The sequence below is a fragment of the uncultured Parasphingopyxis sp. genome (assembly GCF_937129435.1).
Classification (GTDB): domain Bacteria; phylum Pseudomonadota; class Alphaproteobacteria; order Sphingomonadales; family Sphingomonadaceae; genus Parasphingopyxis.
The window spans coordinates 1-6,185 of sequence record NZ_CAKZNF010000056.1 but is presented as its reverse complement, the minus strand read 5'-3'; the positions used below and the strand labels follow the sequence as shown (position 1 = coordinate 6,185).

Here is a 6,185-nt window from a genome sequence, read left to right as displayed (position 1 = left end):
CTCGAGAAAAATCCGAAACTGTTCGAGCAGACGCGGCGCGAAATGTCCCGCCGCGAGGATCTCAACAATTTCGTCGAAGCGAAAAAGGACAGTTTCTCCGGCGTCGTCGACATGTATTCCTCGGTCGCCTCTTTCCTGATCGAGAATGGCATCGGCGAGGCGACGGACGTGCTGCTGATCGACGAAAATCTGTGTGTCGGCTGCGACAATTGCGAAAAGGCCTGCGCCGACAGCCATGAAGGGTTGTCGCGGCTCGACCGCGAAGCGGGACGGACCTTCGCGCAACTCCATGTCCCGACGAGCTGCCGCCATTGCGAACATCCGCATTGCATGGCCGATTGTCCGCCCAATGCGATCCATCGCGGCGACGATGGCGAGGTCTATATCGACGATACCTGCATCGGTTGCGGCAACTGTCAGCGCAACTGCCCCTATGGCGTGATCCGGATGGAAAAGGTGCCGCCGAAAAAACCGGGACTGCTGAGCTGGCTGTTCTTCGGCTTCGGTCCGGGGCCGGGCGAGCCCGATCACGACTGGATCGACGCGCGCGTCAGTCCCGAAACGCCGAAACAGGCGGTGAAATGCGATATGTGCGCTGGGATCAAGGGCGGGCCGGCCTGTGTACGCGCCTGTCCGACGGGCGCGGCGATCCGCGTTGCGCCGGAAGAATTCCTGACGGTCGCGCGCCTCGAAGCGGAGAGCAGCTGAGATGGCGACACGGGGGGTGGATTTCGACCGGGCGCAGGAGATCGGCCGTAGCTCGATCACGCCGGGCGCGCGGCACGAGGGGTTCCTGCGCTATCGCGGCATGTTCTGGGCGAAGATCGCGACGTTCCTCAGCCTGATCGTCATCGTCTCCTATCTGCTGATCGATATCGAGCCGCGGCACAATGGCGGGAGCTGGTATGGCTATACGCTCGGCACGATCGGCGTGCTGCTGATCCTGTGGCTGACGATGCTCGGCGTGCGTAAACGCGCGATGACGGCGGGTAAGTGGTCGCTCAAGGCGTGGACGAGCGCGCATGTCTATCTCGGGCTTTCCCTGATCGTAATCGGGACGATGCATACCGGATTCCAACTCGGCTGGAATGTGCACACGCTCGCCTGGGCGCTGATGATGATCGTGATCCTGTCGGGCCTGTTCGGTATCAGCAGCTACGCCACCCTGCCGCGCCGGCTCGGCAGCAATCGCGACGAAGCGACCGAAGCGCAGATGCTGGAGGCGGTGCACGATCTCGACGGGCAATTGTTCAATACGGCGCAGCCGCTCGACGCCCAGGCCGCCGCGCAGATTCAGGAAGCGATCGACGAGGATGCCTTCGGTGGCGGTGTCTGGCGGCGGGTAACGGGGCGCTACAGGGGCGGCGCGACCGCCGAAGCCCTGGCCGTTTTCCGTCGCCGGACACATGCTGGCAACGATCCGCTCCACGACACCTATAACAGGCTGGAAACGCTGCTTTCGCGCAAGCAGGCGGCGCTCGCGCGGATCAGGCGGCATTTGCGCTACAAGGCGATGCTGCAGATCTGGCTTTACATCCATGTGCCGCTGACCTTCGCGCTGCTCGCGGCGCTGTCCGCGCACATCGTCAGCGTATTCTTCTACTGGTAGGGGCGCGATGAGCTTTATCGTCAAATATCGGTCGAAAACGGCAGGTGGGCGCGAGATCGTCCGGCCCAACGAGGTCGACAAGGACGAATTGTCGGTCGGTCGCGGCGCCAATTGCGATGTCCTGCTCACCGATCTCGGCGTCGCGCCGCACCATGCGAAGATTACCCGGACCGGCGCGGCGCAGATCGCTATCGAGGGAGAGAAAAACTTTCCGCTGCTGATCAACGGCAGGTCGCGGACCAGTGGCGATATCAATGCGACCCGCGGCGGCAGTATCCGCATCGGTCCGCACCTGCTCTCTATCGCCATGGGACAGGACGAAGAGCAGGGCAGGATCGTCATCACCGTCGATCGCGACGAGGAGATCGACAAGGAAGAGGCCGACAAGCTGTTCGGTCTGGGCGGCAAGGTTCCCGGCAAGCGGATCAGCGCCTGGGGCTTCGTCGCGCTGATCCTGATCGCCTGCCTCGCCTGGCCGATCTGGTCCTATTACGAATATCGCAATGTCGACGAGCGGCCCGAGGGCTTCCACGCCGATACGCTCTGGATCAGCGGTTCGATGTCCGACGCGCATGCGAACCTCGCCGAAGACTGCCAGTCCTGCCATGTCGAGCCGTTCGTGTCGGTCCGCGACAGCGCCTGCATCGAATGTCACACCGATGTCGCCGATCATGCCGAGCTGGACCTGATGGTCGAAGCCGAGCCCGATCCCGGTGCCTGGCGCGGTTTCCTGCTGACGGTGGGCGACGCCTTCAACCGCCCGCGCAACAGCTGTGCCTCCTGCCATATCGAGCATGAGGGTTCGGGCGCGATGGCGCCGGCGCCGCAGCAATTCTGCAGCGATTGCCATATCGGGCTCGACGACCGCATCGAGACCGATCTCGCCAATGTCCACGACTTCGCCAGCGGGCATCCCGAATTCCGGCCGCGGATCATGACGACGCCGGGCGACATTTCGGGCGGCACGGCGCGCTACGTCCGCACGAGCCTGTCGACCAACGATCTGAGCGAGAATACCGGCCTGAAATTCCCGCACGACCTGCATCTGTCGACGACCAACGGAGTCGCGCGGATGACGCAGCGGCTGGCTGCACGTTACGGCTGGGGGGATTCGCTCGATTGCGCCGATTGCCACGTCCCGACGCCCGACGGTGCCCGGTTCGAGCCGATCAGCATGGAGGCGAACTGCCAGATGTGCCACAGCCTCGCCTTCGACCGGATCGGCGGCACCGTGCGGACGCTGCGGCATGGCGAACCCGAAATGGTCGTCGCCGATATCCGCGCCTTCTATCGCTCGACCGGCGCCCGGCGCCCGATCGATCTTTCGGGCATGAGCCGGCGGCGGCCCGGCGACAATATGCGTTCGCGCACGGTCGGGCGGTTCCAGTTTGCGCAAAGCACCCGCTATAGCGGCGCCGAACGTGCCGTTCGCGCGACCTTCAGCGAGGGCGGCGCCTGTTTCGACTGTCATCAGGTCCAGCCGACGGGATCGTCGCAGGCGCCATTCGATATCGTGCCGGTGCGCCAGATCAGCCGTTACATGCATGGCGGCTGGTTCGATCACCGCGCGCATGAGACCGAGGATTGCGAAAGCTGCCACGTCGCCAGCGAATCCGACAGCGCGCGCGATGTCTTGCTGCCGGGCATCGAGACCTGCCGTGACTGCCATGGCGGCGCCAATGCGGGCGGCGACCTCGTCGCCTCGAGCTGTGCTCTGTGTCACAGCTATCATCAGGACGATGGGGCACCTTATCTCGTGCGCGCAAGGCAGAACCGCGGCATCCGCCCGAACACGGTTCGCGACTTTAGCGGCTTGTGGAACAGGGATCGGGCGGACCGCTGACGGGAGGGGTCGGACATGAGGCGGAAAACGACGATCGGCGGCATATGCTGATCGCGCAAATTACCGATATTCACCTCGGTTTCGATCCGGACGACCCGGCGGAATTCAATCGCCGCCGCCTCGATCAGGTCCTTCACCGGCTATGCGATATGGATCCGAAGCCCGACCTTCTGCTCGCGACCGGCGACATCACCGACAAGGGCGATTCCGACAGCTATCGACGGCTGAAATCGGCGTTCGGCCGCTGTCCGTTTCCGGTGTTTCCGGCGATGGGCAATCATGACGACCGCGAAAATTTCGCCCGGCTGTTTCCCGAAACGCCGCGGATGGAAGGCGGCTTCGTCCAATATGTGATCGACGAAGAGCATTGGCCGATCCGTGTCATCGTCCTCGACACGCTCGATCCGGGGCGGCACGGCGGGGCTTTCTGCGAAACGCGCGCTACATGGCTGCGCGAGCGGCTCGCCGAGGAAATCGAAAAGCCGACGATGATCGTCCTCCACCATCCGCCCATCGAAACGGGCATTGCCTGGATGACGGCGCAGCGGGAAGCGCCATGGATCCAGCGTCTGCGCGAGGCGCTGGAAGGGGCGCCGAACATCCTCGGCATGGTGGCAGGCCATATTCATCGGCCGATCCTGACGAGCTGGGCCGGCCATTCGCTTGCCGTCACGCCGTCGACCGCGCCGCAGGTGGCGCTCGACTTGCGTCCCATCGATCCGAAAAAGCCCGACAACCGGCCGATGATCGTCGCCGATCCGCCGGCCTATTCGCTGCATTTCTGGAACGGCGGTACACTGGTGTCGCATTATGACGATGCGGAGGAACATGTGCAGCTGGCCCGCTACGACGAGACGATGCAGCCTCTCGTACGCTATCTCCTCGACGAGCATTCCCGCGATCGCGGCGACAAGGCTTAGGTCGTCAGAATTTCCCTGGCGGGAAATCGCCGCACCGGCCCGCATCCCCACCCGGCCTCCCACTCAGTGTATTCTCGTGGGAGGCCGGGTGGGGATGCGGGCCGGTACGGCGCTCGACCGATAGGTCGAGTCTGACAAACAAAGCCTAGCGCGCCGCCCAGCCGCGCTCGACCCAGAAATCCATATTGACCTGGTCGGTCACCCGATAGGGTTCGCCCCTGCTGTTGAGGAACAGCCGTTCCATTTCCTGCCGGTTGAACGGACGCGAGCCGCGTCGGCCGAAGACCGCCATCTGGCCGCCTGTTTCGTCGACGGCCCGGTCGCGATCGAGACCCTTCGACAGGGCTAGCGCGCGCGACGATGTCCGCATCCACGCGATCAGCTCGGGGCGCGGTTCGGGCGAAAAGCCGTAGAAATTGGGCTGGCTGTCGGGGCTGGTCAGCTGGAAGACCTTCATCCCGTTCCGCCCATCGGCGACATAGGCGAAGAGCGAGGCGTTGGTTGTTCCGACGATCACGTCCTGCGTATCGGGCGTTTCGCCGTTGAGCCAGGGGATCGGCGGCAGACGCACGGGGCGTTCGGGATTGGTGACGTTGAGGATCACGAGCCCGTCGGCACCGGCCGCCACATAGGCGTAGGTCCGTGCGATATAGAGCCGCCGCGCATCGGCCAGCGGGAAGGTCGCATTGGGCAGCAGGCGCGGCGCTTCGAAATTGGTCACGTCGATGAGCTGCACGCCCTCGGCCGTCGTCACCCAGAGATAGCGGAACTGGAGTGCCGACGAGCGCGCATCGGTCAGCGGGATCGTCGCAACGTGCCTCGGATTGTGCGGATCGTCCAAGTCGATCACGACCATGCCGGCATCGGCCGCGATGAACGCATAATGCCCGCCCAGCGTGATATGGTTGGCACCGTCGAGCACGCCATTCTCGTTCCACGCATCGCCGCCGTTCGCGAATTCCTCGCGGCGCAGGAAGTTGTTGCGGAATTCGCCGTCGGCCATCGTGTTGACGTTGACGACGACCAGCCCTTCGACGCTGTCGGTGATGAAGGCGTAATTGTAGATCGGATGGAAGCGTTGCTCGCGGTTGATGTCGAGCAGGCTTTGCTGCGTTCCGTCAGGCGCCGTCATGATCGTGCCCGCCATGGTCTCCTGCCGGGTCGGCGCGATATTCTGATTCGTCGGCAGCGCCATGCAGGTCGCATTCGTTGTGTCGACGCGCGTGTCGTGGCCGAGCGGCGAGAAGGGCGCGGTGATGATGCGTTCGGAAAAGCCCTTATTGCCGATACTGGCGACGTCATAGACCTGGAAGCCGCCCGATCCTTCGGCGACGAACATATATTCGCCGCGCAGCTGCAGGCAGCGGGTCGCGCCGTTGGTGCGCTGCGTGACGTTCTGGATTTCCTCGAGCGCACGCGTTTCGCCCGAGAGTTCTTCGTCGAACGTGTCGCCGCGCACGAATTCGCGCAGCTCGCGGCCATGCTCGTTTGTGTGGATGTCCCAATATTCGGGATAGGCGTAGCGGTGCAGATAGGAGCCGAAGACGGCCTGCGGCTCGTCCCATTCGGTGATGCGGACGGCCTCGAAACCCTGCTCCTCGCCGACCCAGGCGTGCAGCCCGACAAAGTTCACGAAGTTTGTCCCTTGCAACAGGAGCTGCGCCATGATCGCGTTGTTGTCGTTATCCTGGCTCAGATGGCAATCGGTGCAGGTCTTGGTTTCCTGTAGCCGGACGGTGTGCGGGAAGTGCGGCGCGAAGGCCTGGCTCGAATAGCCGCTCGCCGAGATCGGCGGCTGCTGCACATAGATGCG

5 protein-coding genes are annotated in these 6,185 nt (G+C 63.8%); 4 read left to right on the top strand and 1 reads right to left on the bottom strand.

Features of this window, described 5'->3' with window-relative positions:
- The 4 genes from Q0139_RS10115 to Q0139_RS10100 all read left to right on the top strand — a co-directional run.
- On the top strand, positions 1 to 708 hold a 708-nt coding region (locus Q0139_RS10115; RefSeq protein ID WP_298021065.1), incomplete at its 5' end, for a 4Fe-4S dicluster domain-containing protein.
- A 100-nt stretch (positions 709 to 808) separates the two neighbouring features.
- Complete coding sequence (locus Q0139_RS10110) at positions 809 to 1,609, top strand: hypothetical protein (RefSeq protein WP_298021072.1); 801 nt, start codon at positions 809 to 811, stop codon at positions 1,607 to 1,609.
- A gap of 7 nt (positions 1,610 to 1,616) precedes the next feature.
- On the top strand, positions 1,617 to 3,452 hold the full coding sequence (locus Q0139_RS10105) for a cytochrome c3 family protein (RefSeq protein WP_298021063.1): 1,836 nt from the start codon (positions 1,617 to 1,619) through the stop codon (positions 3,450 to 3,452).
- Positions 3,453 to 3,496: 44 nt separating this feature from the next.
- Positions 3,497 to 4,372, top strand: coding sequence for a phosphodiesterase (locus Q0139_RS10100; RefSeq protein ID WP_298021069.1), 876 nt, complete (start codon positions 3,497 to 3,499; stop codon positions 4,370 to 4,372).
- 145 nt (positions 4,373 to 4,517) lie between these two features.
- Here the strand turns inward: Q0139_RS10100 and Q0139_RS10095 are convergent.
- Positions 4,518 to 6,185 (bottom strand): LVIVD repeat-containing protein (locus Q0139_RS10095; protein ID WP_367180742.1); only part of this gene is annotated, 1,668 nt, incomplete at its 5' end.

Coding starts and splice junctions, on each gene's coding strand:
- Q0139_RS10100 (WP_298021069.1), top strand. CDS start 3,497: ATGCTGATCGCGCAAATTACCGATATTCACCTCGGTTTCGATCCGGAC.
- Q0139_RS10105 (WP_298021063.1), top strand. CDS start 1,617: ATGAGCTTTATCGTCAAATATCGGTCGAAAACGGCAGGTGGGCGCGAG.
- Q0139_RS10110 (WP_298021072.1), top strand. CDS start 809: ATGTTCTGGGCGAAGATCGCGACGTTCCTCAGCCTGATCGTCATCGTC.